Here is a 22,707-nt window from a genome sequence, read left to right as displayed (position 1 = left end):
GGGGTGGTCCTCGCCCAGCACCCGCACCCGATCGGCGAGGGTCTGCTCGTGGAGGGGGATCGCCCGGCCCAGGTCACCGGCCGATTCGTAGGCCAGGGCGAGGTGGCTGCGGGAGGCAAGGGTGTCGCGGTGGTCCTCGCCCAGCACCCGCACCCGATCGGCGAGGGTCTGCTCGTGGAGGGGGATCGCCCGGCCCAGGTCACCGGCCGATTCGTAGGCCAGGGCGAGGTGGCTGCGGGAGGCAAGGGTGTGGGGGTGGTCCTCGCCCAGCACCCGCACATAGTCGGCGAGGGTCTGCTCGTGGAGGGGGATCGCCCGGCCCAGGTCACCGGCCGATTCGTACGCGGAGGCGAGGTTGCTGCGGGAGTTCAGGGTGTCGGGGTGGTCCTCGCCCAGCACCCGCACATAGTCGGCGAGGGTCTGCTCGTGGAGGGGGATCGCCCGGCCCAGGTCACCGGCCGATTCGTAGGCCAGGGCGAGGTTGCTGCGGGAGCCGAGGGTGTCGGGGTGGTCCTCGCCCAGCACCCGCACCCGATCGGCGAGGGTCTGCTCGTGGAGGGGGATCGCCCGGCCCAGGTCACCGGCCGATTCGTAGGCCAGGGCGAGGTTGTTGCGGGAGGCAAGGGTGTCGGGGTGGTCCTCGCCCAGCACCCGCACCCGATCGGAGACCACGCGGTGGAAGTGTTCTACAGCGCGGGCGGTCATGCCGTGGGTCAGGAGAAAGAGTCCGGTCCTGTCGAACAGGGACGCCGCGTCGGCGGTGTCGTGTTCGGCTGGCGTGTGTTCGGCGAGAGCGTGGGCGTGGGGTAGGAGTGCACGGCACTGCGGCCATGTCTCAGGAGCTTCGATGCTGGGGGGAAACGCGCTGTTGAGGCGCTCGGTGGCCTGCTCGCGTGCGTGGTCGATGTCTGCCAGGTGCCGGTGGGGGTCGTCTGTGTCGGGGGTACGGGCGAGGGCCTGGACGAGACGGTGGACGGAAAGCGTCCCGTCACCACTGTCGCTGATCATGCTGTAGGCGATGAGACGGCCGATGGCCTTGGCCAGCACAGGAGCCGGCGCAAGGTCGTCGAGCAGGCTGCGGGGGATGCCTTCGGGGGCGTACCAGGCCAGGATCCGCAGGATGTCACCGGCAAGGGGCGTGTCGGTGAGGCGGTCCAAGGTGATGCGCCAGATCCGGGCGATGGTGCGCTCGTCGTCGCCGCCTTCGGTGGTGTCCGCGAACATGTGCGCCGGTGACTCGGCCAGCATGCGCAGGTAGGTGCGGGGTCCGGTGCCGGTCTCGGCGCAGTAGGAGGCTGCTTGTTCTACGGCCAGGGGCAGATGTCCCAGCTCCGCACACAACGCGGCGACGTCGCCGACTGCACCGTCCTGGGGGGCGTGCGCGATGCGGGTGAACAGGTCAACGGCCTCGCCCTGGCTGAGCACATCCAGCCGCAGCGTGGCGGCGTGGCCCGACCAGCCGGTGGCACGGCGGGTGGTGATGAGGAAGCGGCCAGTGGTGACACGCTCCAGAAGGAAGCGGATGTGGTCGCGATGGTCGACGTTGTCCAGGACGATCAGCCAGCCCTCGTGCGTCGCCAGCCACTGCACGGCCCGCTCGATCAGGAAGTCTTCGGGCAAGCCAGTGAGGGCCGGTTGCAGGGCGCGTCCCAGCTCGGCAAGACCGGCGTCCACGGCCGTCTTGCTGTCGGCGGTGATCCACCAGCGGGGATTGCCGGTGAAACGCTGGGCAGCCCAGTGCGCGGCAAGGGCGGACTTCCCGATGCCGCCGAGCCCGTGCACGGCCTGGACCACCACGTCCCCGGGCGCCGAAAACGCGGCATCCAGCCGACCGAGAGCCTCCTGCCGCCCGACGAACCCGTCCATGCGCGGGATGTTGCGCAGCATTGGGGGCGCCGGCACGTCGGCGGCCGGACCGTAGGCCTCCGGCGGAAGGACCACAGCGCTGTCGATGTGCTGGGCAACCGAGCCCACGACGTCACGGCCGGCCGCGTTTGAGCCGCTGCTTGCCTCGACGGCGGGACTGCCAGTGGCCTTCGGCCCTTTGCCGCCGTGGCGGTTGAACAGTCCCATCAAGAGCCCGGGCCCTTGTGGGCGGTGCTGCCGTCGATGTCTCCGCGAGCAGCATTGGACCCGCCGCTCGCCCAGATACCCCTGCCGCTGGCGGGCGTGGCCGGGGCCGCTGTGGTGTCCCGAGCGGAGACGTTACGCATGTTTCCCCCTGCGGCGTTCGAACCGTCCCCCGCACGCACCGGCTCAGGAGCAGACCCCGGCGTTCGGAACATCGCGTACACCGACACGGCCAACGCAACCACACCCGCCACCGCGCCCACCACGCTTGCGAGCCGGTCCGCCGTGTCCAAATCCCCGACCACCACCAACAAGCTCAACACGATGGCGGCGCCAGCCCCCACCACCGCCAACGACCACCACAGAACCCGCCGCCAACCTGCCATACCCCCATCATCAACCTGCAAGGGTGATCAAATAGCAGAGTCCGCCAAATGCAAGAAACGTAGCGGGAATCTGACACCGCCAGCACGGGAGCGCCACACTCACCAACCCTGGACGACCGCTGGTGGACGCATTTCGTCGGTAGCCCCAAACGCTCGGCTGGGAGACCCCAGCCGAGCGCCGTATGTCTCGGGATCAGGCGGGCGGACCGTCGAACGAGGACCAGTTGGTCCAGGCGTCGTCCGGGTTGGTGCTCACCTTCCACGAGGACACCGAACCGTTGTCGGTGCCGACCACGATCTGTGGACGGCCGTCCGTCAGGGTGGCCACACCCACGCTGCGGGCTGACCCCGGCAGGTCGTTGAACTTCGTCCAGTCGGCCCAGGCGGCGCTCGCGTCGGTGGTCACCTTCCAGGTCGTCCAGGGCTCGCCGCCGTCGGTCACGGCGAATGTCTGCGGCCGTTCGTCCGTGAGCGGGGCCGCAGCGAGCGACACCACACGGCCGTGGTCGAAGTTGAACGGCTGCCAGGGGGTCCAAGCGGCACTCGGGAGCTCGTTCACCTTCCACCTGGTGAACAGCCCATGGTTGCTTCCCGCGAACACCTGCGGGCGGCCGTCCGTGAGCCGTGCTGACGTCATGCTTCGAACGGACATGTAATCCGACTCCTTTTCTGAACGCCCAGGCAGGCGTTCATGTCCCACGTCCCTCCCTCCATCCAGCGTTCGTGAGACGCACGTACCCGCAAGTGAGCACTCGGCGGCACGTGGCGGCTCGTTGCATTGAAAGATCACGGCCCGCAGACGGCCCAGTGAGACTCTGGCGGCCCCCAAATTGCCCTTCTGTCCAGGTCAGAGGCCGATGGCCTTAGAGAACCCTCTGAACTTCCTCAACTCTGCTTTGGGGCGTGCGGGGGGCGGGCATCCCCAGTTCACGCAAGAGCGAGGCGCCCACGGGGGGCCGCTTCGGGGGAAACGGAAGGAGGGTGACGCCATGGTCGTCGGCATCATCCTGGCGGTGATCGGAGTCGTCCTGGTCGGGGCGCTGGTGTCCAAGGCCCGCGGGGGCGGATCCGGACGCACGACGCGTCGCGGGGCGTGGGCGTCCACCGGATCCCGTCACGACAGCGGCGGCAGCTGGTGGGCCGGGGGCGGAGACTCCGGCTCGTCCGGCGGACACCACGGAGGCCACTCCTGCGGCGGCGGCTCGTCCTGCGGAGGCGGGTCCTCCTGCGGCGGGGGTGGAGGAGGAGGTGGCTGCGGCGGCGGAGGCAGCTGACGCACGTCGGCCGCGCTCCCGACGGGGAAGCCGCAACCACCGAACGCGGGGTCCGCACCTGGGGCGGGCCCCGCGTTCGCGTGCGGGGCGCGGGTCCGGCGTTCCCGTCCGGCGGACACGTCGAACGACTGTCGGGCAACTCGGAGTGTGCCCTGGCAACTTCGCATGCCTGTAGGACAACTGCGGCCCGGGAGCGCCGACCCGAGGCGTGACTCCGGCAACTGCGTGTGTCAAGCGGGTACTTCGGAAGCCCGGGTGCCCGTCCGTCCCGGCTCCAGGAGTGAGGCACGGCGCACCGGCGCACGCCTCCCCGGCGTCGGCGCACGCCGGGGTTGAACAGTTGAGCTGTGGAGCCCTCTGAGGGATGGAAACCCTACGAACTTGGGTAAAAACGCTGTTGCGGCGCCGCAGTTCATGATTCCCTCTAAAACATCAACGCAGCCTCGGACGTCCTGCGGATACCTTCCCGAAACCGGCTGACCGGTTTGCCCCGGGCTGCATCCCCCGGCGCGACCGGGGTTCAGCGGACCCATCTCCCTCTCCTTGTGTGCTTGCGGAGCCGATCCATGCTCACGACCCTGAACACCTCCTACACCGACACGCGCGCTGCCGATCTCGCCTGGGCCCTGGGGCGCGAGCCGCTTCCCGCACTGGCCACGCTCGACCTCGAACTGACAGGCTTCAGAGTCCAGTTGCGACTTCTCGGGGCGTCCCACCAGGTCCTGCTGGAGGAGGAGCGGGGCATCTGCTCGGAGACGGTGGCGTGCATTCCGGGCAGCAGCACCCCGCTTCCGCTCGGCGTCGCCAAGCGGGTGGGCGACTGGGAGTACGAGTTCGCGGCCCGGGTCGAGGTCCTCTCGCCCGGCTCCTTCGCGGGCCGCGCCCAGGAGTTGCTGGCCCTCGTCTCCGACCACCCGCACGGCCTGGCAGGCGTCTTCCCCGGCAGCCCGCACGCCTTCACGGCACTGCTGGCCCAGCACCACGAGGGACAGGTGCACTGGCGGACCTGGCACGCGTACCCGGAGGACGGGAAGTTGGTGGCGACCCACACGAAGGTGGGCGTATGGGCGCCGGCGGCGGCCACCGCCAACTGAATCCCCCGGTACCTCACTCACTCGGCGAAACTCACGTGGTGAAACCCATTCGGCGCACCGGATCGCCTACCGATATCGGGCCTGTGTAAACCAGCACCACACGTGTGGGTGACGAACCGCAGTGGAGGTGTGACGTAACGTCGCAACGTGACCGAGCCGCACGCGCCCGCCCTGCCCGGTTCCCCGCCGCCCTGGAGCGCCCCGGGCGCCCCCGGCGGCCCGGCGCGGCTGCCCGTCCGGCCGGGCACCGGACGGTTCCTGGTCCTCGCGGGCGTGTTCGTCTGCGCGGCCTGCGGACTGGTGTACGAACTGGAACTGGTCGCCCTCGCCTCGTACTTGATGGGCGACTCCGTCACCCAGGCGTCCGTCGTGCTGTCCGTCATGGTCTTCGCGATGGGCATCGGCTCCCTCGCCGCGAAGCGGCTGCGCGGGCTCGCCGCGGCCGGTTTCGGCGCGGTCGAGGCGACCCTCGCCCTCGTCGGCGGGTGCAGCGCGATGGCCCTGTACGCGGTCTTCGCCTGGACCGGCGACTGGGGCGGGATGTGGGCCAGCGGGCCGCGCTTCCTCCTGGTCGCCTTCTCCCTCGCGACCGGGCTGCTCATCGGCGCCGAGGTCCCGCTGTTGATGGAGCTGATCCAGCGGATCCGCCGCCAGGACGCGGGCGGCGCGGTGGCCGATCTGTTCGCCGCCGACTACGTCGGTGCGCTCGTCGGCGGACTCGCCTTCCCCTTCCTGCTGCTGCCGTTCCTCGGCCAGCTGACCGGCGCGCTGCTCACCGGTGCCGTCAACGTGGTTGTCGGGGGCGCGCTGGTGCTCGGCCTGTTCCGCCGGGACCTGACCCGTCGCGCCCGCTGGCTGCTGCTGCTCGTCAACGCGCTCGTGCTGGCGATCCTCGCCTCGGCCGCTGTCCTCGTCGACGAGTTCGAACGGGCCGCGCGGCAGGCGGTGTACGGCGGGGACGTTCGCGTGGCGCTCCGGACCGGCGTGCAGGAGGTGGTCCTCACCGGGGGCACGCACGGGCGGTCCCTCGACCTGTTCCTCGACGGCCGGCTGCGGGTCAGCGGGCGCGACGAACTGCGCCACCACGAGGCCCTCGTCCACCCGGCCATGACCGGGCCGCACGCGCGCGTGCTGATCCTCGGCGGCGGTGACGGACTGGCGGCACGCGAGGTGCTGCGGCATCCCGGGGTGGACCGGGTCGACGTCGTCGAACTCGACGAGGAGGTGGTGCGGCTGGCCCGCACCGACCCGGCCCTGTCGGCGCTGAACAAGCACGCGCTCGGCGACCCGCGCGTGCGCGTGTCCACGCACGACGCCTTCGGCTGGCTGCGCGGGGCGCCCCAGGCGGCGTACGACGTGGTCCTCTCGGATCTGCCGGACCCGGGCATCACGGCCAGTACCAAGCTGTACTCGCAGGAGTTCTACGGCCTCGCGCGGCGTGTGCTCGCCCCAGGAGGCCGGCTCGTGGTGCACGCCGGGCCGGTCGCGTCCAGCCCGCGGGTGTACTGGACGGTGGACGCGACCCTCCGCTCGGCCGGTTTCCGCACCGTCCCCTACTGCACGGACGTGCGCCACGCCGGTTTCGCCGCCGACCGCTCCCGGGCGCCCCGGGACTGGGGTTTCGTCCTGGCCGCCCGTACGGAGCCGCGGCCGCGGCTCGACCCGGACGGCCCGCGCCCGTACGTCCTCACGGACTCGTCCCTCGCGGCGGGGGAGCGGGCGGCGCGGGGCACGCGGATCGTGGGGCTCCCCGCGTCGACGCTGGTGCATCCGCGCTACTGAGCGGGGCCGGGGCGGCCTGGTGAGGGCGGACGAGGATACGCCTGGTGGGGGCGGAAAGAGGGCTGATCCCGAAGACGGAGGTGCGTTTCGGCCTGTGCTGGGTAGAGTCCGTCCACATGGAGCACGAGGTGTTCGTTCCGGTTCCGGCCGAGCGGCTCAGGGAGGTGCTGGACGACCCCGCGCGGGTCGCCCGGGCGGTTCCGGGGCTCCAGCAGGACGCCGGCGCCGCGCCCGTCACCGGGCGGCTGAAGATCCGGGTCGGCAGTCACTCCGTCACGTACCGGGGTGCCGTACGGGTGTCCCGGGGGGACGACGGGGCGTACGCCGTCGAGGGCGACGTCACGGAGGCCCGCGGCACCGGCTCGGTGAAACTCGCGCTGCGGATCGCCCTGCGGGACACGGAGGACGGCACGACGGTCGTGTTCGACGGTACGGCCAGCGCGGACGGACGGATCAAGGACCTCCCGCCGGACGCGGTGGAGGGCGCCGTCACCCGCATGTTGAACCGTTTCGCGGAACACCTGGCCGCGGCAGCCCCGGAAACGACCACGTCCCTCGTTACCCAGGACTTCGAACCCCGGGCCACGACCGACTACGAGACGACCCCAGACGCGGACGACGCGGCTCCGCCGCCTCCGACGGGGGCCGACGGAGGAGCGGCGGCCGGGGCTCCGGGGACCGCCCGGGACACTTCCGCCCCCGGACCCGACGACAAGACGCCCGCCTCCGGCGACGAGGCGTCGGCTCGGGGGCACGCCGACGACGCTCGTGCCTCCGGGACCGGCGACGAGGCCCCGGCTCCGGGTCGCGCCGACGAGCCCCCGGCCCCCGCGGCCGGCGACGACACTCCCGCCCCCGGCCCCGGCGACGAACCCCCCGCCGCCCCGGCCCCCGAGCCCCCCTCCGCCTTCGAGAGCGATGTTCCGCCGTCCTCTCCCGGGCCCGCGGATGAGGACGACGAGGACGACGAGGACATCGCCGAGGCGGCGCATGCGCGGCGGACGATGATCGGGCGTAGTGCCGAGGAGGTCGATCACGCCCCGCCCAGGGGCCGGTACGCGCCGGTGCCCGCGCCGCAGACCGTGATGCCTCCCGCCCCGCTGCGCTGGGCGGCCCCCGCGGCGGCGCTCGCGCTGGCGTCGGCCATCGTGGCGGTCCGGGCTCTGCGCAGACGCCGCTGAAAACACCCCGCACCGGGTGAGGCCCTCTTGATCACCCCAGTAGGGTCGTCCCGTGAGTGACGAAGACATCACGCTGACCGCGGGCGACGCGGAGGTGACCGTGCAGCCGGGCAACGGCGGCCGGGTCGGAGGGCTGCGCATCGGCGGCGTGGAGATGCTCCGGCAGGGGGAGCGGTTCGGCTGCTTCCCGATGGTGCCGTGGTGCGGGCGGACCCGGGACGGCCGGTTCCTGGACGGCGCCGCCGTACGGCAGATGCCGCTCAACGCCCCGCCCCACGCCATCCACGGCACGGCCCGCGACGGCGCCTGGCGCACCGCCCGCACGCGCACGGACGAGGCCGTCATCACCCACGAGCTCGTCGACCCCTGGCCCCACCCGGGCCGCGTCACCCAGGTCGTCGCCCTCACCGGGGACGCGCTGACGCTGACCATGTCCGTGGAGACGTACCAGTCGTCGTTCCCGGCGCAGATCGGCTGGCACCCGTGGTTCAACCGGAACCTCGGCGGTGAGGACGTACGCCTCGACTTCGACCCCGCCTGGCAGGAGGAGCGCGGCGACGACCACCTGCCCACCGGCAACCGCGTCGAGCCGAAGCCCGGTCCCTGGGACGACTGCTTCGGGATGCCCGGCGGCGTCGACGTGACCCTCACCTGGCCCGGGCAGCTGGAGCTGAAGGTGACCAGCCGGGAGGAGTGGGTCGTCGTCTACGACGAGCAGGACGCGGCCGTGTGCGTGGAGCCGCAGACCGGCCCGCCCAACGGGCTCAACACCATGCCGCGCCTGGTCACGCCCCTGGAGCCGCTGGAGGCCACCACGACCTGGAGCTGGCGCCGCCTCTAAGCTGGGCGGCATGAAGGACACACGTGGCGCGCTGCTGCGACAGATCAAGGACAAGGCCGTGGTGCACGGCAAGGTGACCCTGTCGTCGGGTCTGGAGGCCGACTACTACGTCGACCTGCGCCGCATCACCCTCGACGGCGAGGCCGCGCCGCTGGTCGGGCAGGTGCTGCTCGACCTGACCGCTGACTTCGGGTTCGACGCGGTGGGCGGGCTCACCATGGGTGCCGACCCCGTCGCCGCCGCCATGCTGCACGCCGCCGCCGCCCGCGGGCAGCGCCTGGACGCCTTCGTCGTACGGAAGGCCGCGAAGGCGCACGGCTTGCAGCGGCGCGTCGAGGGCCCGGACATCGCGGGCCGCCGCGTGCTGGTCGTCGAGGACACCTCCACCACCGGCGGCTCCCCGCTCACCGCCGTCGAGGCCGTGCGCGAGGCCGGGGCCGAGGTCGTCGCCGTCGCGACCATCGTCGACCGGGCGACCGGCGCCGCGGAGAAGATCCAGGAGGGTGCCGGGGTGCCGTACCTCTTCGCGTTCTCGAAGGACGAGCTGGGCCTCGACTGACCAGGGCGTGGACGGTGGCCTGGACCTTCCGGCCAAGTCTGGAAAGATGGGGCCGACGATGACGTCGCATCCCAAGGTCTAGGTCAGGGCCGTAAAGAACGCAGTACGCCAACCCGCAGATACAAGGAGCGGACGCATGCCCATCGCAACTCCCGAGGTCTACAACGAGATGCTGGACCGGGCGAAGGCAGGAAAGTTCGCCTACCCGGCCATCAACGTGACCTCCACCCAGACCCTGCACGCGGCCCTGCGCGGTTTCGCTGAGGCGGAGAGCGACGGCATCGTCCAGATCTCCACGGGTGGCGCCGAGTTCCTGGGCGGCCAGTACAGCAAGGACATGGTGACCGGCGCCGTCGCCCTGGCCGAGTTCGCGCACATCGTCGCCGAGAAGTACCCGGTGAACATCGCGCTGCACACGGACCACTGCCCGAAGGACAAGCTCGACGGGTACGTACGTCCGCTGCTGGCGCTCTCCAAGAAGCGCGTCGAGGCCGGTCTGGCCCCGCTGTTCCAGTCGCACATGTGGGACGGCTCCGCCGAGACCCTCGCCGACAACCTCTCCATCGCGCAGGAGCTGCTGGAGCAGGCCCGGGCCGCGAAGATCATCCTCGAGGTGGAGATCACCCCCACCGGTGGTGAGGAGGACGGCGTCACCCACGAGATCAACGACTCCCTCTACACCACGGTCGACGACGCGATCCGCACCGCCGAGGCCCTCGGTCTCGGTGAGAAGGGCCGCTACCTGCTGGCCGCGTCCTTCGGCAACGTGCACGGCGTGTACAAGCCGGGCAACGTCGTCCTGCGCCCCGAGCTGCTGAAGGAGCTGAACGAGGGCGTCGCCGCCAAGTTCGGCAAGGGTTCCCCGTTCGACTTCGTCTTCCACGGCGGCTCCGGCTCCACGGAGGAGGAGATCCGCACCGCCCTGGAGAACGGCGTCGTGAAGATGAACATCGACACGGACACCCAGTACGCGTTCACGCGCCCGGTCGCGGACCACATGTTCCGCAACTACGACGGTGTCCTGAAGGTCGACGGCGAGGTCGGCAACAAGAAGACCTACGACCCGCGCACCTGGGGCAAGCTGGCCGAGGCCTCCATGTCCCAGCGCGTCGTCGAGGCCTGCGGCAACCTGCGCTCCACCGGCACGAAGATCAAGTAGTCCCGGTTCGTTCGCGTGGAGCCCGGCACCTCCTGAGGTGCCGGGCTCTTCCGTATGCTCCCTGCATGCCCGATGTCCGGCTGGCCTCACCGCGGGGCAAGTGGATCCTGCTCACCACCGTCCTCGGCTCCAGCATGGCCCTGCTGGACTCGACCGTCGTCAATATCGCGCTGCCCCGCATCGGCCGTGACCTCGACGCGGACCTGGCGGCCCTCCAGTGGACCGTCAACGCGTACATGGTCACGCTGGCCGGGCTGATCCTGCTGGGCGGGGCGCTGGGCGACCGTTTCGGGCGCCGGAAGGTGTTCGTCGTCGGTGTGGTGTGGTTCGCGGTGGCGTCCCTGCTGTGCGGGATCGCGCCGAACGCCGGGGTGCTGATCGCCGCGCGCGCCCTGCAAGGGGTGGGCGGTGCCCTGCTCACACCGGGGTCGCTGGCGCTGATCCAGGCGTCCTTCCATCCCGACGACCGGGGCCGCGCGGTGGGCCTGTGGTCCGGCTTCGGCGGGGTCGGGGCGGCGGTAGGGCCCTTCGTCGGCGGCTGGCTGGTGGACGGGCCGGGCTGGCGCTGGGTGTTCCTGCTGAACGTTCCGCTGGCGCTGCTGTGTGTGCCCGTGGCGCTGCGGCACGTGCCCGAGTCGGGCGGAGAGGGAGCCCGGGGCCGGTTCGACGTGCTGGGGGCGGTGCTGGGCGCGTCGGCGCTCGCGCTGCTGACGTACGCGTTGATCGAGGCGGGCGGTGCGGGCGGCGGCCTGGTGGTGGCGGGTACGGCGGTGGCGGGGGCGGTCGCGGCCGTGGCCTTCGTGGTGGTCGAGCGGCGGCGGTCCGAGCCGATGATGCCGCCGGACATCTTCTCCTCGCGCCAGTTCACGGCGGTCAACCTCGTCACGCTGTGCGTGTACGCGGCCCTCGGCGGGTTCTTCTTCCTCGCCGCGCTTCAGCTCCAGGTGGTGGTGGGTTACTCGGCCCTCGCGGCCGGTACGGCGTTGCTGCCGACGACCGCGCTGATGCTGGTGCTGTCGGCGCGGTCCGGTGAGCTGGCCGACCGGATCGGGCCGCGACTGCCGCTGACGGTGGGGCCGCTGCTGTGCGCCGCGGGGATGCTGCTGATGCTGCGGGTCGGGCCGGGGGCGTCGTACGGGGCCGATGTGCTGCCGGCGCTGTTGGTGCTCGGGCTGGGCATGGTCACGCTGGTGGCGCCGCTGACGGCGACCGTGCTGGGGTCGGTGGATGTGGCTCGGGCCGGGCTGGCCAGCGGGATCAACAACGCGGCGGCCCGGGCGGCGGGGCTGGTGGCGGTGGCGGCGTTGCCCTTGCTGGCGGGGATGGGGGAGGAGGCGTACCGGGAGCCGGGTGCGTTCGATGTCGCCTTCGGGAAGGCGATGGCGTGGTGTGCGGGGGCGTTGGTGGTGGGGGCGGTCGTCGCGGCCGCGGTGGTACGGAGGCCGCCGCCCGGCTGCAAGCGGCCGGAGTGTCTGAGGCATGGAGGTGTGACGGCACCGCCGCTTGAGGGGGAGCCGGTGCGGAAGCGGTTGTCGTAGGGGTGGGACGTTTTCGCTCGCGCCGGGGGCGCAGCCGGCGTAAGCGGGGTGCCGCTTCCTTGGGACGGGCGCCGCCCTGGGGGTACCTCCCAGGCCCTTGAGGCACTGGGGGAGGCACGACTGCCCGCAGCTCACGCCTGCGGCAGACTTGGGGCATGTCCATTCACGAGAACCTCCTCGGGGGCCCGCCCCCGACCCACCTCCCCGACGACCCCGGGCCACGGGAAATGCTCGCGTCGGGTACCGCGCCGGTCGATGTCGCCGCCGCGCACCCCACCTCCTCGCTCGCCTGGGCGCAGCTCGCCGACGAGGCGTACGAGCGGGGCGCGACCGTCGAGTCGTACGCGTACGCCCGTACGGGCTACCACCGCGGCCTCGACGCGCTGCGTCGCAACGGCTGGAAGGGCCACGGCCCGGTCCCGTGGGAGCACGAGCCGAACCGCGGCTTCCTGCGTGCCCTGCACGCCCTCGCCCGTGCCGCACAGACGATCGGCGAGCAGGAGGAGTACGAGCGCTGCTCCCAGTTCCTGAAGGACTCCTCGCCGACGGCGGCGCAGGTCCTGGGCTGACAGCGGCCGTGAACGCGAGGCCCGTCCGCCGAGCGGGCGGGCCTTGCGGTTTCGGGGGACGATTGCGGAGTATGCCGGTGGGGACCGGGGCCCCCGTGTCGGCATCGGCAGGGGCGGACCGCTACCCGGAGTTATCTGCAGGAGACAGCGATGTCCCACGAGGCTCACGAGCCCGAGACCCCGCATCTCGATTTCCACGGCACGACGCCGTACGAGGACTACGTCAAGGCGGACGTGCTCACCCACCTCCAGCACACCCTCTCCGACGACCCCGGAGAGATGGTCTTCCTGGTCACGACCCAGGTCATGGAGCTGTGGTTCACCGTCATCGTCCACGAGTGGGAGACCGCGGCAGGCGCGCTCAGGGGTGACGACATCCCCGCCGCCACCGCCGCGCTCAAGAGGTCCGTCCGCGAACTGGAGGCGCTCAACCACTCCTGGAAGCCGCTCGCCCAGCTCACGCCGGCCCAGTTCAACTCGTACCGCAGCGCCCTCGGCGAGGGCTCCGGCTTCCAGTCGGCGATGTACCGCCGCATGGAGTTCCTGCTCGGCGACAAGTCCGCGTCGATGCTCGTCCCGCACCGGGGCGCACCGCGCGTGCACGCGGAGCTGGAGAAGGCGCTGCACGAGCCGAGCCTGTACGACGAGGTCGTGCGGCTGCTCGCGCGGCGCGGGCACGACATCCCGGAGTCCGTGCTGCGGCGCGACGTCTCGAAGCGCTACGAGCCGTCGCCGGAGGTGGAGGCGGCCTGGACGGCCGTCTACTCGGGTGACGAGAGCGACGAGGTCGCCCGGCTGGGCGAGGCGCTGAGCGATGTCGCCGAGCTGGTGTGGCGCTGGCGCAACGACCACCTGGTCGCCACCCGTCGCGCGATGGGCGCCAAGACCGGCACGGGCGGCTCCGCCGGGGTCGCCTGGCTGGAGAAGCGCGCGCAGAAGAACGTGTTCCCCGAGCTGTGGACGGCGCGGTCCTATGTCTGACCTGGCCATCGCGGCAGAGAAGCTGGACGCCGTCGACGAACTGGCCGGCAAGCGCGCCGAGTTCGTGCTCGGCGAGGGTGTCTACCTCGACGGCAACTCGCTCGGCGCGCTGCCGGCCGTCGTCCCCGGACGGGTCGAGGACGTCGTACGCCGTCAGTGGGGAGAGCTGCGCATCCGGTCCTGGGAGGAGAGCGGCTGGTGGACGGCGCCCGAACGGATCGGTGACCGGATCGCCCCGCTGGTCGGGGCGGCGCCCGGGCAGATCGTCGTGGGCGACTCCACAAGTGTCAATGTCCTCAAGGCACTCGTGGGTGCGGTGCGGATGGCCGGGGAGGGCCGTGACGAGATCCTCGTCGACGCGACGACCTTCCCCACCGACGGGTACATCGCCGAGTCCGCCGCCCGTATGACCGGCCGCACCCTGCGGCCCGTGGCACCGGCGGACGTCCCGGGCGCACTGGGCGACCGTACCGCCGCCGTCCTCCTCAACCACGTGGACTACCGCACCGGCCGGCTGCACGACCTGCCCGGTCTGACGGCCGCCGTGCACGAGGCCGGCGCGGTCGCCGTCTGGGACCTGTGCCACAGCGCGGGCGCGCTGCCGGTCGGGCTGGACGAGCACGGTGCGGACCTCGCGGTCGGCTGCACCTACAAGTACCTGAACGGCGGGCCCGGTTCACCGGCGTACCTGTATGTGCGGCGGGAGCTGCAGGACCGCTTCGACTCGCCGCTGCCCGGCTGGAACTCGCACGCCGAGCCGTTCGGCATGCGCACCGGTTACGAGCCGGCCTCCGGTGCCCTGCGCGGCCGGGTCGGCACGCCCGACATCCTCTCCATGCTCGCCCTGGAGGCGGCCCTGGAGGTCTGGGACGGGGTGGCGGTCGAGGCGGTGCGGGCCAAGTCCCTCGCGCTGACGGACTTCTTCCTGGAGTGCGTGGCGGCGTATGTACCCGAGGGCAGGGTCGAGTGTGTGACGCCGCTGCCGCACGCGGAGCGGGGCAGCCAGATCGCCCTGCGCTGTGACGACGCCGGTGACGTCATGAAGCGGCTGATCGAGCGGAATGTGGTCGGTGACTTCCGGGCACCCGACGTGCTGCGCTTCGGCTTCACACCGCTGTACGTCGGGTTCGCCGACGTGGAGCTGGCGGCGCGGGTGCTGGCGGAGACGCTGGCCTGAGCGGCGACGGGGCCGGGACGCCCGTGCGGTGTCCCGGCCCCGCGGTGCCCGGTCTTCACCGAGCGTGACATCCGCATGTCCGCGCATGTCACGCGCCTGGTACCGTCCCGGCCAACGGCGCGGCCCTCAACCGGCCCGCCCCGTACGGTTCATCGCTGGAAGGTTGGAGCATGACGGACGACGTCGCAGCAGCACGGGCCGCTGCCGAGGAGAAGTCGGCCTTCTCCCACGCGCCCGTCGACCCCGACGCCACCGCGGCCTACGGCGACCACCCGGACCAGGTGATCGACTTCTTCGCGCCGCGCCGGGCCGGTGGCCCCGGACCGGCCCCGGTCGTCGTCGTGCTGCACGGCGGCGCCTGGCGCGCGCCCTACGACCGGCGCCACATCAGCCCGTTCGCGGACTTCCTCGCCCGCCGCGGGTTCGCCGTGGCCGGCGTCGAGTACCGGCGCGGCGGCGGCGACGGCTCCGTCGCGGGCCGCTGGCCGGACACCTTCGACGACATCGCGGCGGCGCTGGACGCCCTGCCCGCGCTGGTACGGGAGTTGCTGCCGCAGGCCGACCCGCGCCGTACGGTCCTCACCGGTCACTCGGCGGGCGGGCATCTCGCGCTGTGGGGCGCCGCCCGGCACGTCCTGCCGGCGGACTCGCCCTGGCGCAGCGGCAGTCCGGTGACGCTGCGCGGTGTTGTCGCCCTCGCCCCGATCGCGGACCTGGCGATCGCCGACAAGCTGGACGTGTGCGGGGGCGCCGCGCGTCAACTCCTGGGCGGGGACGAGTACTTCGCCGAGCGGCAGCCGTACGCGGACCCGGCGCTGCTGCTGCCCACGGGCATCGCCACCACCCTCGTGCAGGGTCGCGCGGACCTCGACGTGCCGCAGGCGGTCGCCGAGTCGTACGCGGAGGCGGCGGCGAAGGCCGGGGAGATGGTGGGGGTGACGTTGCTGGAGGACGTGGGCCACTTCCCGCTCATCGACCCGGCGGCTGACGCGTGCGCGGTGGTGGTGGAGGAGATCGCGCAGCTGGCCTGGTGAGCGGCGGACCGGGCGGCTTCCTGACAGCGTCCACGGGGCCCCTAGGAGCGGTCCCCGGTCATACCCGTAGTACCTGAGAGCTACGCCGCAGGTGAGTTCCCCGGTGTGACGCGGACGAGGCGCCCCGCTCCGTAACTTCCCTTCCACGCAGACCCGATGGCCGGGTGCGCTGGAGAGGGACGACCATGGGGTCCGCACCGCAGTACCGCCGTGCCGACGGCGGCAGACGCCGCGCCGGGCGATGGCGCCGAGCCGCGCTCGCCGCCCTCATCACCGGTGCGGTGGTCGTCCCCCTGTCCGGGGCCGTACGACCGCAGACCCCCGCACCGGCCCCCGCCTCCCTCGCCCCCCTCAGCGCGTCGACGCTCGACGCGGCGTACGCGGCCAACCGGGCCAACGCCGCCGAGGCGGCCCGCACGGCCGCCGCCCACCACGACCGGGACCGTGCCGCGACGGACCGTCGTCTGGCCGCCCCGGCCCGGCACCTCCTGCGGTTCGACGGCCGCGGCTCCGGCCTGGTGACGGAGGTCCTCGGCGACCTCGCCCGGGCCGACCGCATCGCCGTCCTGGTCCCCGGCTCCGACACGAGCCTCGACACCTACGGCCGGTTCCACGCGGCGGCCGCCGCCCTGCACCGGCAGCTCGCCCGGCAGGCCCCCGCGGGCACGCACACCGCGGTCGTGGCCTGGCTGGGCTACGAGACGCCGGGCACGGTCAGCACGACGGTCACGACGACCGGCAGGGCGGAGCAGGCGGCCCCGCACCTGCGCGCGCTCGTCGCCGACCTGCGTGCCATAGCGGGCACCGGACCGCGCATCTCGTTGCTGTGCCACTCCTACGGCTCGGTGGTCTGCGGCCGTGCCGCCGCCGGGATCGCCGTCGACGACATCGCGCTCGTCGGCAGCCCGGGCACGGGCGCCGACACCGCCGCCGGCCTGCACACCCGCGCCCGCGTCTGGGCGGCCCGGGGCGGTGACGACTGGGTGGAGAACGTCCCGCACCTCGACCTGGACCTGTTCGGCACCACCGTCGGCTTCGGCACCGACCCCGTCTCCCCGGGCTTCGGCGCCCGGGTCTTCACGGCGGGCGACGGCGGCCACAGCGACTACTTCAGACCCGGCACGGCCTCCCTGACCAACCTGGCCCGGATCGTCCTGGGCGAGACCAAGGCGGTGCCCCATGACTGACATCGGCGTGCGCGCCCTGCGGCAGGGAGTGCGCCGGGGCGCCGGCCGCATCGGCGCGGCCACCCCGCCCGGCCGCGACCGGGCCGTGGACGCCCTGCGGGCCGCCGCCGTCCTCGGCGTCGTCCTCGGGCACTGGCTGGTCACGGCCCTGGTCTCCGACGGCCGCGTCCTGCGCACGGCGAGCCCGCTGCAGCACATGCCCTGGCTGACGCCCGTCTCCTGGATGTTCCAGACACTCGCCGTGTTCTTCCTGGTCGGGGGCCATGTCGCCACCCGTGGCCATGCCTCGGCCCGGGCCCGCGGAATCCCGTACCACCAGTGGCTGACGGCCCGGCTGTCCCGGCTGTTCAAGCCGGTCGCCGCCGTCCTCACCCTGTGGACGGTCGCCGCCGTCGCGCTGCTGCTGTCGGGCACCGAGTTCGGCACCGTCCGCACGCTGGTGAAGCTGGCCCTGTCCCCCCTGTGGTTCCTCGTGGTGTTCGCGGGCCTGACGGCGGCGACCCCGCTGCTCGCCCGGCTCAACCCGCTCTGGCCGCTGGCCGTCGTCCTGCACGTGGACCTGCTGCGCTTCGGCCTCGGCGGCCCCTCCTGGCTGGGCTGGGTGAACGTGGCGGCCGGCTGGATGGTGCCCTACACGCTGGGCGCGGCCTGGACCCGGGGCGAGTTGGAGCGCCGCCACGTGGGCTGGATCCTGCTCGCCGGCGGTGCGGCGGCGAGCACGGGGCTCGTCGCGTGGGCGGGCTATCCGGCGTCGATGGTCGGCGTCCCGGGCGAGGGCATGTCCAACCTGGACCCGCCGACGCTGGCCGTCGTCACGTTCGGCCTGGCCCAGTGCGGTCTCGCCCTGCTGCTGCGCGAGCGGCTGCGGAGGGCGATGCGCCGGCCCGTGGCGTGGGCGGCGGTGGCGCTCGTCAACCTCTCCGCGATGACCGTCTTCCTCTGGCACCAGACGGCCCTGATGGCCACCACGGCCACCGGCCTCCTCGCCGGCCGGCTCCCCGGGCTGCACACCCGGCCCGACGACCTCGGCTGGGTCGGGGCCCGGCTTCTCTGGCTGCCCCTGTTCGCGCTGGCCCTCGCGGTCTGCTGGGCCGCCTTCCGCTCCTTCGAGCGAGGCGGCGGCCGGGGCCGCGGGTCGCGGGTGGTGCGGGCGCACCGTCCGTCCGACCGGGGCACAGCGGCGAAGGCGCGTCATGTCTAGGCTGGGCCGTGTGACGGACACGGGGGTGGGCCGCGCGCTGCGGGCGCGCGTCGGGGACTGGCTGCGGGTGCTGCGCCAGGATCTGTGGACGGTCCGGGTGGACCCGTTGCCGCCGTCCACGTGGCTGCTCTGGCTGCCGCACGGGCTGGTGTGCCTGGCCGCGTTCGGTGTCACCGTCGGCGCGGTGGGGCAGCTCGTCGACAACGGCGGGGTGGGTCTGCAGATCGCCTTCCCGCTCGGGCTGGCGCAGGGCGGTGCCATGGTGCTCGCGCTGTGGCGGCCCATCCCGGCGTGGTGGCTCTCGACGGCGGCCATGGTGCTGGGAGCCCTCGAGGTGCGCCGCCAACTGCTGGCAGGTGGCGCCCACGACTTCACCTGGCCCTGGACGTCGGCGGGGATCATCGAACACATGGCGGTGCTGCTGCTGCTCGCCCTGCGGGTGCGTACCCGGGTGTCCGTCGAGGCGCTCGCGCTGACCGTGCTCCTCACCTACGTCGTGCAAGGATTGCTGGGCGCGGCCGGCTATCAGCCCACCGGGGTGCTGGCGGTCACCCTGTTCGCCGTCGTCGTGGTCGTCGGCACAGCCCTGCGCGGCCGCCGCGAGGCCCGCGCGCAACTCGTCGAGCAGACCACGCTCACCGCCGAGGAGCGCACCCGGCGCACCCTGTTGGAGGAGCGCAGCCGCATCGCGCGGGAGCTGCACGACGTGGTGGCCCACCACATGTCGGTCATCTCCATCCAGGCGCAGGTCGCCCCGCACCTCGTCGAGAACCCGCCCGACGAACTCAAGGAGAACCTCGCGGGCATCCGGCAGAACGCCCTGGAGGCGCTGACCGAGCTGCGCCGGGTGCTGGGCGTGCTGCGCTCGGAGCACCCCGGGCCGGGGGAGCCGTTCGCCGACGCGGGTGACGAGACCACACCGCACGCCCCGCAGCCCACGCTCGACCGGCTCGACGCGCTGGTGGAGAACACCCGGGCGGCCGGACGCGAGGTCGTCACCGACATCAACGGCGAGCGGCGTCCGCTGCCGCCCGGCGTGGAGCTGTCGGCGTACCGGATCGTGCAGGAGGCGCTGAGCAACGCCCTGCGGCACGCTCCCGGCGCGAGGATCACGGTCCGTCTCACCTACGAGCCGGACGGCCTGGAGGTGGAGATCGTCAACGGCCGCCCGACCGGGCCACCACCGCCGTCGACGGGGGCGGGCCACGGACTGCTCGGCATGCGGGAGCGGGTCGCGATGCTCGGCGGCACCATGACGGCGCACCCGTGGCACTGGGACGGCTTCAAGGTCACCGCCTTCCTCCCGGACACCCCGCCCGCCGACGCCCCGGGCATCCATCACCCCACGGCCCCTCAGGGAGAGACCTCATGACGAGCGGTACCGGCAAACCCATCCGGGTTCTCATCGTCGACGACCAGGCGATGGTCCGGCAGGGCTTCACCGTGCTGCTCGGTACCCAGCCCGACATAGAGGTCGTCGGCGACGCGAAGAACGGTGAGGGCGGCATCGCCCTGGCCACGGAGCTCGCCCCGGACGTCGTCCTGATGGACATCCGCATGCCCGGGATCGGGGGCATCGAGGCCACCCAGCACATCACCTCGGCGCACCCGGACATGCGGGTGCTGGTGCTCACCACCTTCGACCTCGACGAGTACGTGTACGACGCGCTGCGCGCCGGAGCCTCCGGGTTCCTGCTGAAGGACGCGTCGTCGGAGCAGCTGGCCGAGGCGGTCCGGGTGGTCGCGGCCGGGGAAGCGCTGCTCGCCCCGGTCATCACCCGCAAGCTGATCGCCGAGTTCTCCCGGCTCGACGGCAAGCCCCGCGCCCCGCTCAGGGAGCGCGTCGGCGACCTGACCGAGCGGGAGACGGAGGTGCTCGCGCTGATCGCGCAGGGCCTGTCGAACGCGGAGATCGCCCGGCACCTGGTCGTGGCCGAGCAGACGGTGAAGACCCATGTGGGCCGGATCCTGGTGAAGCTGGGACTCAGGGACCGGACGCAGGCGGCGGTGTTCGCCTACGAGTCGGGGCTGGTGCGGCCGTCGGGGTACTGAGGGGTGGCCGACGAGACTCCGTAGTACCTGAGGGGGACGCCGAGGAACCCCTCTCCAAGGGGACGACCGGGACCCGGGGGCCGCATACCGTTCTGTACGTGACCGAGACGACTCACATGCAGACCACGCCGTCGGGGCCCGGGGCCAAACCGCGCAGCCCGGAGTACCGGGTGGCCGTGGACTCCCTGCGCGGACTGCGGCAGGACCTGATCCACGACGCCTTCGCCTACCGGCCGCTGCCGCGCAGGAGCACGGACGGGCGGATCATCCGGCGGCTGCCCGGCCGCCTGCGGGAGTACGCGATCTGGACGCCACACGCCCTGATGGCCGTGGCCGCCCTGATCACCCTGCTCATCACCGGCGCCGACACCGACGGCCACGTGCTCCTGGTCGGCCCCTTGACGGTGATCCCCGTCCTGCTGACCATGATCCGTCCGGTCGGAGCGTTCTGGGCGTCCATGGCCTCCACGCCGCTGGCCGTGCTAGGCAGCAACTGGGGCGGATGGCCTTGGGCCGCCGGCAGCTTCGTCTGCCACCTGACCGTGCTGACGGTCGTGGCCATGCGCACCAGGCCGCGCACGGCCGGGTGGATGTGGGGGCTGACGGCCCTGTACGCCCTGATCGCGGACAGCGGCATCGGCCCGACCTACTTCTACGGCACCAACTCCGCCCCCATGCTGATCTTCTCGGCCATGATCCTGCTCTGCGTCACCGTGTGGCACATCCGCCGCCACGCCGAGCAGGAGGTCACCGCCCAGCAGACGGTCACCGCGCACGAGCGCTCCCGCCGCACCCTGCTGGAGGAGCGCACGACGATCGCCCGCGAGCTGCACGACGTGGTCGCCCACCACATGTCGGTGGTCGCCATCCAGGCGGAGGCAGCGCCCTACCGGGTGGAGAACCCGCCGCCGGAGCTGGAGAAGGCCTTCGCCACCATCCGGGAGAACGCGGTGGCGGCCCTGACCGAGCTGCGCCGCGTCCTGGGTGTCGTCCGCGCCGAGGACTACGAGGCCCCGGACGCCCCGCAGCCCACGCTCGCCGACCTGGAAGGGCTGCTGGCCAATGTGCGGGAGGCCGGTCTGGGGGTCGAGAAGGTGGTGACCGGCGCGGTGCGCGAGCTGCCGCAGGGCGTGGAGCTGTCGGCGTACCGGATCGTGCAGGAGGCCTTGAGCAACACCCTGCGGCACGCGCCGGGCGCGAGTGCCCGTGTCGAGATCGGGTACGTTCTCGGCGGCCTGGGCCTGCGCATAGTCAACGGCCCGCCGCCGAACCCCGGCCTGATCAAGCCCTCGCCGGGCGCCGGGCACGGCATCACGGGCATGCGGGAGCGTGTGACGATGCTGAACGGCGAGATGACGGCGGGCCGGACGGACGACGGAGGTTACGAGGTGGCGGTGTTCCTGCCGGTCGCCCTGCCGGACGAGGACGACGCATGACCATTCGCGTGCTGATCGCGGACGACCAGATGATGGTGCGCGAGGGCTTCTCGGTCCTGCTGAACGCGATGCAGGACATCGAGGTCGTCGGCGAGGCGGTGAACGGCCGGGAGGCCGTCGCGAAGGTCCGCGAGCTCGCCCCGGACGTGGTGCTGATGGACATCCGCATGCCCGAGCTGAACGGCATCGAGGCGACCCGCGAGATCGTCGCCGCCGACGGCGCGGCGAAGGTGCTGGTGCTCACCACCTTCGACCTCGACGAGTACGTCTACCAGGCGCTGCGCGCGGGAGCCTCCGGGTTCCTCCTCAAGGACGCCTCGGCCCGCCAGCTCGCCGACGGGGTGCGGATCGTGGCTGCCGGTGAGGCCCTCCTGGCCCCCTCGGTGACCAGGCGCCTGATCACCGAGTTCTCGAAGCTCTCCGAGACCCCGCGCCTCATGCCCTCCGCGCAGGCGGCGTACGGCGACCTCACCGACCGGGAGACGGAGGTGCTGGTCCTCATCGCGCAGGGCCTGTCGAACGCGGAGATCGCCGAGCGGCTGGTGGTCGCCGAGTCGACGATCAAGACGCATGTCAGCCGGATCCTGGTGAAGCTGGGGCTCAGGGACCGGACGCAGGCGGCGGTGTTCGCCTACGAGGCGCGGCTGGTGACGCCCGGTTAGCCGGGGACGTCGCCCCGCAGGCCCTCGGGCCCGGGGGCGACAGGCCGGATCAGTCCAGCTGCATCGGCACGCAGTCGCTCACGTACGACTTGGAAACCCAGCCGGTGGTGCCCTTGGCCAGCCCGCTCTTCGACTTCTGGCCCAGCTTCAGCTTGATCCAGGAGCCCTTGGTGCCGACCTTCTTGCCCCAGTCGTTCTTGTGGAGGATGCCCTTGGACTTGTAGCCGGCGCCGGGACCCGTGCGGAAGTTCACGCCACTGCTCTTGTAGACGTAGTAGTAGACGCGCGGCTTGCACGGCATCTCGGCGGCGGTGGCGGCCGGGGCGCCGGCCGCGACCGCGCCGGCGGTCAGCGACAGGGCCAGCATGGCCGAGGCGGCCAGACGTGCGGGGACGCGGGTGCGGAACTTGGCTCGCTGCTGTGTCATGAAGTTCTTTCCTTGCGAAGGCAGGTGCCGCTCAGGCGGCACGCACAGCTTAACGATCTTGGTCTGGATGGTTGATCCCGCCTGTCCCGTCGGAACA

At 72.3% G+C, this 22,707-nt stretch carries 21 protein-coding genes; 18 read left to right on the top strand and 3 right to left on the bottom strand.

The genetic code is table 11. From position 1 onward, the window contains the following. The coding region (locus ACZ6TU_RS05660) for a tetratricopeptide repeat protein (protein WP_469546886.1) at positions 1-1,902 on the bottom strand (1,902 nt) is incomplete at its 3' end. 747 nt (positions 1,903-2,649) lie between these two features. Beyond that, positions 2,650-3,108, bottom strand: coding sequence for a DUF8189 domain-containing protein (locus tag ACZ6TU_RS05655; protein WP_469546883.1), 459 nt, complete (start codon positions 3,106-3,108; stop codon positions 2,650-2,652). A gap of 337 nt (positions 3,109-3,445) precedes the next feature. Here ACZ6TU_RS05655 and ACZ6TU_RS05650 point away from each other — a divergent pair, with 337 nt between their 5' ends. The 18 genes from ACZ6TU_RS05650 (at position 3,446) to ACZ6TU_RS05565 (ending at position 22,183) form a co-directional block, all read left to right on the top strand. Next, entirely contained in the window at positions 3,446-3,730 is a 285-nt protein-coding gene (locus ACZ6TU_RS05650; protein ID WP_467674821.1) for a hypothetical protein, read from the top strand. 566 nt (positions 3,731-4,296) lie between these two features. After that, positions 4,297-4,824, top strand: coding sequence for a DUF2617 family protein (locus ACZ6TU_RS05645; RefSeq protein WP_467674822.1), 528 nt, complete (start codon positions 4,297-4,299; stop codon positions 4,822-4,824). Between the two features lie 147 nt (positions 4,825-4,971). Continuing rightward, entirely contained in the window at positions 4,972-6,606 is a 1,635-nt protein-coding gene (locus tag ACZ6TU_RS05640) for a polyamine aminopropyltransferase (RefSeq protein ID WP_467674824.1), read from the top strand. Positions 6,607-6,722: 116 nt separating this feature from the next. Further along, positions 6,723-7,787, top strand: coding sequence for an SRPBCC domain-containing protein (locus ACZ6TU_RS05635; protein WP_469546880.1), 1,065 nt, complete (start codon positions 6,723-6,725; stop codon positions 7,785-7,787). Positions 7,788-7,839: 52 nt separating this feature from the next. Beyond that, on the top strand, positions 7,840-8,628 hold the full coding sequence (locus ACZ6TU_RS05630) for an aldose epimerase family protein (RefSeq protein ID WP_469546877.1): 789 nt from the start codon (positions 7,840-7,842) through the stop codon (positions 8,626-8,628). Positions 8,629-8,638: 10 nt separating this feature from the next. Next, the gene (gene pyrE / locus ACZ6TU_RS05625; protein ID WP_467674830.1) at positions 8,639-9,187 is read left to right on the top strand and encodes an orotate phosphoribosyltransferase; all 549 of its coding nucleotides are present in this window, start codon (positions 8,639-8,641) and stop codon (positions 9,185-9,187) included. Between the two features lie 136 nt (positions 9,188-9,323). After that, on the top strand, positions 9,324-10,346 hold the full coding sequence (fbaA, locus tag ACZ6TU_RS05620; RefSeq protein ID WP_467674832.1) for a class II fructose-bisphosphate aldolase: 1,023 nt from the start codon (positions 9,324-9,326) through the stop codon (positions 10,344-10,346). Positions 10,347-10,411: 65 nt separating this feature from the next. Further along, positions 10,412-11,884 carry an MFS transporter gene (locus ACZ6TU_RS05615; RefSeq protein WP_467674834.1) on the top strand — a complete coding sequence of 491 codons (1,473 nt, stop codon included), beginning with the start codon at positions 10,412-10,414 and terminating at the stop codon, positions 11,882-11,884. A 155-nt stretch (positions 11,885-12,039) separates the two neighbouring features. Next, positions 12,040-12,453, top strand: coding sequence for a DUF3151 domain-containing protein (locus ACZ6TU_RS05610; RefSeq protein WP_467674836.1), 414 nt, complete (start codon positions 12,040-12,042; stop codon positions 12,451-12,453). Between the two features lie 150 nt (positions 12,454-12,603). Further along, complete coding sequence (locus ACZ6TU_RS05605) at positions 12,604-13,434, top strand: tryptophan 2,3-dioxygenase family protein (protein WP_467674838.1); 831 nt, start codon at positions 12,604-12,606, stop codon at positions 13,432-13,434. Next, the gene (kynU, locus tag ACZ6TU_RS05600) at positions 13,427-14,611 is read left to right on the top strand and encodes a kynureninase (protein ID WP_469546871.1); all 1,185 of its coding nucleotides are present in this window, start codon (positions 13,427-13,429) and stop codon (positions 14,609-14,611) included. The genes ACZ6TU_RS05605 and kynU overlap by 8 nt, the downstream gene beginning before the upstream one ends. 170 nt (positions 14,612-14,781) lie before the next feature. After that, positions 14,782-15,645: an alpha/beta hydrolase gene (locus ACZ6TU_RS05595; RefSeq protein WP_467674842.1), complete on the top strand. Its 864-nt coding sequence runs from the start codon at positions 14,782-14,784 to the stop codon at positions 15,643-15,645. 185 nt (positions 15,646-15,830) lie between these two features. Further along, a complete protein-coding gene (locus tag ACZ6TU_RS05590) occupies positions 15,831-16,832 on the top strand; it encodes an alpha/beta hydrolase (RefSeq protein ID WP_467674844.1) in 1,002 nt (333 codons plus the stop codon). Beyond that, positions 16,825-18,033 carry an acyltransferase family protein gene (locus tag ACZ6TU_RS05585; protein ID WP_467674845.1) on the top strand — a complete coding sequence of 403 codons (1,209 nt, stop codon included), beginning with the start codon at positions 16,825-16,827 and terminating at the stop codon, positions 18,031-18,033. The genes ACZ6TU_RS05590 and ACZ6TU_RS05585 overlap by 8 nt, the downstream gene beginning before the upstream one ends. Further along, positions 18,026-19,405, top strand: a complete 1,380-nt coding sequence (locus ACZ6TU_RS05580; protein ID WP_467674847.1) for a sensor histidine kinase — start codon at positions 18,026-18,028, stop codon at positions 19,403-19,405. The genes ACZ6TU_RS05585 and ACZ6TU_RS05580 overlap by 8 nt, the downstream gene beginning before the upstream one ends. Beyond that, positions 19,402-20,085, top strand: coding sequence for a response regulator (locus tag ACZ6TU_RS05575; protein WP_467674848.1), 684 nt, complete (start codon positions 19,402-19,404; stop codon positions 20,083-20,085). Before ACZ6TU_RS05580 ends, ACZ6TU_RS05575 begins: the two co-directional genes overlap by 4 nt. Before the next feature lie 116 nt (positions 20,086-20,201). Then, positions 20,202-21,521, top strand: a complete 1,320-nt coding sequence (locus tag ACZ6TU_RS05570; RefSeq protein WP_467675183.1) for a sensor histidine kinase — start codon at positions 20,202-20,204, stop codon at positions 21,519-21,521. Beyond that, complete coding sequence (locus tag ACZ6TU_RS05565) at positions 21,518-22,183, top strand: response regulator (protein WP_467674849.1); 666 nt, start codon at positions 21,518-21,520, stop codon at positions 22,181-22,183. The genes ACZ6TU_RS05570 and ACZ6TU_RS05565 overlap by 4 nt, the downstream gene beginning before the upstream one ends. A 49-nt stretch (positions 22,184-22,232) precedes the next feature. On the opposite strand, the gene ACZ6TU_RS05560 is transcribed toward ACZ6TU_RS05565, so the two are convergent. After that, positions 22,233-22,610 carry an SH3 domain-containing protein gene (locus ACZ6TU_RS05560; RefSeq protein WP_467674850.1) on the bottom strand — a complete coding sequence of 126 codons (378 nt, stop codon included), beginning with the start codon at positions 22,608-22,610 and terminating at the stop codon, positions 22,233-22,235. Between the last annotated feature and the right edge of the window lie 97 nt (positions 22,611-22,707).

Source organism: Streptomyces sp. NPDC052064 (assembly GCF_055585925.1).
Note: the sequence above shows the minus strand (reverse complement) of the source record. Positions and strands in the feature narration are given on the sequence as shown.